Genomic DNA, 3,813 nt, shown 5'->3' with positions numbered 1-3,813 from the left:
CTCTGTGCAGATCCCACAGAAGTACCGCCAAACTTTAAAACTTTCATTTTCTTTTGTTCTATATTAAATTGTTTTCTTTTTCAATCGAATGCGACCGCAAAGTTACAAAAAAATTATTCTTTGACATCACTCAGACAGGCATTCTCGCATTTTACTATGCGGGCAGGATAATTATGTACGATCGTATAATTGTGGGTAGTCATTATCACCGCCGTTCCTTGCTGGCAGATGTCGTGTAAAAGTTGTACGATTTGCCCGCTCGTCTCCGGGTCTAAGTTGCCGGTTGGCTCGTCTGCCAGTATCAACTTGGGATTGTTCAGGAGGGCCCGGGCGATAACGATACGTTGTTGTTCCCCGCCGGATAGCTCATGCGGCATTTTATAACCTTTGTCTTGCATGCCCACCTGACGGAGCACGTTGTCTATCCGCTCCTTGATCTCGTTCTTCTTTTTCCAGCCGGTGGCTTTCAGCACGAATTCCAGGTTCTTGGAGACGGAGCGATCGGTCAGCAATTGAAAATCTTGGAAGACGATACCTAGTTTTCTACGCAAATAGGGGATGTCCTTCCGCTTCATCTTGGTAAGGTTGTAGTCCATGATGCGTGCCTCACCTTGCTTGATCGGTATCTCGCAGTACAAGGACTTGAGCAGGCTGCTTTTACCGGAGCCTACCTTTCCGATCACATATACGAACTCTCCGTTACGAAGCGTGAGGCATGCGTCGTGTAATACCCTGTTTTCCTCACGGCATATCTCCACGTTCTCTAATTTGAGCAGGATATCTTCTTCCATAGAATTATCAACCTTTATGTCTTTTCTTTAACTCGCGGGCGAGGTCTTCCAGACGAAGCCCTTTGCTCGTCAATAATACGATTAAGTGGTAAACCAAGTCGGATGCCTCATAGATGAAACCGTCTTCGGTTCCGTTGGTTGCCTCGATAACGGTCTCTACTGCTTCCTCGCCTACTTTCTGGGCCATACGGTTCACGCCTTTCTGGAATAAGGAAGTCGTATACGAACCTTCCGGCATTTCTTGGCGGCGACGCTCGATGAAGTTTTGCAAGTATTTCAAGAACATGATGTCCTCTACGTTCTTTTCGCCAAAGCAAGTATCCGCTCCCGTGTGACAAACCGGTCCGGCGGGAATCGCCTTGATCAATAATGTATCGTTGTCGCAGTCTGCCGTGATGCTAACCACCTGCAGCGTGTTGCCACTACTCTCTCCCTTCATCCACAAACGGTTTTTCGTGCGGCTGAAGAATGTAACCTTACCAGTACTTACTGTCTCGTCATAAGCTTCTTGGTTCATGAAGCCCAACATTAATACCTTACTAGTGTTGTTGTCTTGTACGATAGCGGGAATTAATCCGCCCATTTTATCGAAATCTAATTTCATCTTATATATAATGTATTATATCCTTACATTGATCCCCTCATCCTTGAGGTATTGTTTTAAGTCGCCGATCCGTATCTCGCCGAAATGGAAAACGCTGGCCGCTAAAGCTGCGTCCGCTTTCCCGCAGGCAAATGCGTCTCGGAAATGTTCCATCTTTCCCGCTCCACCGGAGGCGATCACCGGGATATGTAACGTATCGGCCAAAGTAGCCAAAGCATCGTTTGCGTATCCGTCTTTTACGCCATCATGTGTCATGCTGGTGAAAAGGATCTCTCCGGCGCCACGGCTTTCCGCTTCCGAAGCCCATTGGAACAGGTACTTATCTGTCGGGACACGCCCTCCGTTCAGATAGCATAGCCAATCGTTGTTCTCGAAATTAGCGTCGATAGCGACTACGCACACTTGGCTGCCGAAGTTCTTGGCGATCTCCTCGATTAACGCCGGGTTACGTAAAGCCGCCGAGTTGATCGAGACCTTATCGGCGCCAGCGCTAAGCAAACGATCCACGTCCTTCAATTCGTTGATGCCTCCACCCACGGTAAAAGGGATGCTGATATGGGCCGCCACTTGCTTTACCAACTCGGTGAAAGTCTTTCGCCCCTCGTGTGAGGCGGTAATATCCAGGTACACCAATTCGTCGGCCCCTTCGCGGCTGTACTGGGCGCCTAGCTCCACGGGATCTCCTGCGTCGCGAAAGTTCACGAAGTTGATACCTTTAACGGTCTTTCCATCCTTTATATCCAGACAGGGAACAATTCTCTTGGCTAGCATATATCTTTTTTATTATTTCAAGTAAAACGAAGTAAATCTTTCAACCGGATCTTCCCCTCATAAATGGCCTTACCGAAAATGACGGCGGGAATCCCGGCCTCAGACAATCTCTCAATATCCTCGATCGAGCTTACGCCACCGCTCGCTATGATATAAAGAAAAGGGATCTCGTCTCGTATCTCTTTATATAGGTCGATAGCCGGGCCTTGGAGCATACCATCCCGTGCGATATCCGTGCAGATCACCTTGGTAATCCCTTTGTCGTAATATCCTTTTATGAAAGGAATCAACTCTTGGCTGGTCGTTTCCTCCCAACCGCTGATGGCGATCTTCTTATCCTTGGCATCGGCCCCTAATATGATTTTCTCGCTACCGAACTTGGCGATCCAAGAGGTGAACATTTCCGGGTCCTTCACGGCGATACTGCCCCCGGTTACCATCTGGGCTCCGCTCTCGAAAGCGATCTCCAAGTCGTCCTCTTGTTTCAAGCCCCCTCCGAAATCAATGATCAGGGAAGTGCGGGTAGCTATCCGTTCAAGGATGCGATAGTTGATGATGCGTCCCTCGCGGGCACCGTCTAAGTCTACCACATGCAAACGCCGGATGCCGTTGTCCTCGAACATCTTCGCCACTTCCAGAGGATCTTCGTTGTAAACCTTCTTGGTAGCGTAATCTCCTTGCGTCAACCGGACGCATTTGCCATCTATTATATCTATAGCGGGAATAAGCTCAATCATATCTTCAAAAAGTTTTTCAATATAACTTCTCCTACCGATCCGCTTTTTTCCGGATGGAATTGCGTCGCGTAGAAGTTATCCTTATGTAAAGCGGCGCTGAACGGAAGGATATAATCGGTCGTTGCCGCCGTATATTCATTTACGGGTACATAATAACTATGTACGAAGTAAACAAACTTGTTCTCCAATCGCTCGTCGAATAGTCCGCTTTTAACGTTTGTCAATGTATTCCAGCCCATGTGAGGCACTTTGTCTTCATGCCTTCGCGGAACGAAACGTTTCACTTCCGTAGGGAAGATACCCAGGCAATCGGCGTTTCCCTCTTCCGAGCGCATACACATCAATTGCATGCCGAGGCATATCCCGAGTACCGGTTGCTTTAGGCGCAAGATCACTTGATCCAATCGGTGTTCCCTTAAATATTCCATGGTCGTGAAAGCTTCACCTACTCCGGGAAAGATAACCTTATCCGCTTTATTCAATAATTCCGGATCGGCCGTGATGACTGGGGTAACGCCCAACCGTTTCAAAGCGTAATCTACCGAGTAGATGTTTCCGGCATTATATTTAATAATGGCAACGTCCATTGTTGTTAAGCATTTGTATTGAATCGCAAAAGTAACAAATTATCATTACATAATTGTGAGAGGCGAATGAAAAGTTCCAAAATGAAATGTATTTGTGATAAACTGGTGTGATCAAGAGAAAGAAACGAAGAAAGAGACGATCGCTTTTACCGCTTTACAAGGAGAATATTTTAGCTTAAGGTCGATTTTTTTTGTTCCAACTATTGCAGGTTTAAAAATAATGCTTACCTTTGCACCGCAATCGAGAGAGATAGCGTAAAAGAAAAGAGGTTCGGTAGTTCAGCTGGTTAGAATACATGCCTGTCACGCATGGGGTCGCGGGT

The 3,813-nt window shown here is 47.1% G+C and carries 5 protein-coding genes; all 5 read right to left on the bottom strand.

Annotation, left to right across the window (positions count from 1 at the left end; translation table 11 throughout):
- Positions 1-113 precede the first annotated feature (113 nt).
- The 5 genes from Q0110_RS18235 to hisH are packed head-to-tail and all read right to left on the bottom strand — an operon-like array spanning position 114 to position 3,490.
- Positions 114-791, bottom strand: coding sequence for an ATP-binding cassette domain-containing protein (locus Q0110_RS18235; RefSeq protein ID WP_297909932.1), 678 nt, complete (start codon positions 789-791; stop codon positions 114-116).
- Positions 792-798: 7 nt separating this feature from the next.
- Positions 799-1,395 (bottom strand): bifunctional phosphoribosyl-AMP cyclohydrolase/phosphoribosyl-ATP diphosphatase HisIE, encoded by a 597-nt coding sequence (gene hisIE, locus Q0110_RS18230; RefSeq protein WP_297909929.1) that lies wholly within the window; start codon positions 1,393-1,395, stop codon positions 799-801.
- A 15-nt stretch (positions 1,396-1,410) separates the two neighbouring features.
- A complete protein-coding gene (gene hisF / locus Q0110_RS18225) occupies positions 1,411-2,166 on the bottom strand; it encodes an imidazole glycerol phosphate synthase subunit HisF (protein WP_297909926.1) in 756 nt (251 codons plus the stop codon).
- 17 nt (positions 2,167-2,183) lie between these two features.
- The gene (gene hisA / locus Q0110_RS18220) at positions 2,184-2,903 is read right to left on the bottom strand and encodes a 1-(5-phosphoribosyl)-5-[(5-phosphoribosylamino)methylideneamino]imidazole-4-carboxamide isomerase (RefSeq protein WP_297909923.1); all 720 of its coding nucleotides are present in this window, start codon (positions 2,901-2,903) and stop codon (positions 2,184-2,186) included.
- On the bottom strand, positions 2,900-3,490 hold the full coding sequence (gene hisH / locus Q0110_RS18215) for an imidazole glycerol phosphate synthase subunit HisH (RefSeq protein WP_297909921.1): 591 nt from the start codon (positions 3,488-3,490) through the stop codon (positions 2,900-2,902). The genes hisA and hisH overlap by 4 nt, the downstream gene beginning before the upstream one ends.
- Positions 3,491-3,813: the final 323 nt, after the last annotated feature.

The organism is uncultured Parabacteroides sp., assembly GCF_947855115.1.
Classification (GTDB): Bacteria; Bacteroidota; Bacteroidia; order Bacteroidales; family Tannerellaceae; genus Parabacteroides.
This window is presented reverse-complemented; position numbering and strand designations above follow the sequence as displayed.

Coding starts and splice junctions, on each gene's coding strand:
- Q0110_RS18235 (WP_297909932.1), bottom strand. CDS start 791: ATGGAAGAAGATATCCTGCTCAAATTAGAGAACGTGGAGATATGCCGT.
- hisIE (WP_297909929.1), bottom strand. CDS start 1,395: ATGAAATTAGATTTCGATAAAATGGGCGGATTAATTCCCGCTATCGTA.
- hisF (WP_297909926.1), bottom strand. CDS start 2,166: ATGCTAGCCAAGAGAATTGTTCCCTGTCTGGATATAAAGGATGGAAAG.
- hisA (WP_297909923.1), bottom strand. CDS start 2,903: ATGATTGAGCTTATTCCCGCTATAGATATAATAGATGGCAAATGCGTC.
- hisH (WP_297909921.1), bottom strand. CDS start 3,490: ATGGACGTTGCCATTATTAAATATAATGCCGGAAACATCTACTCGGTA.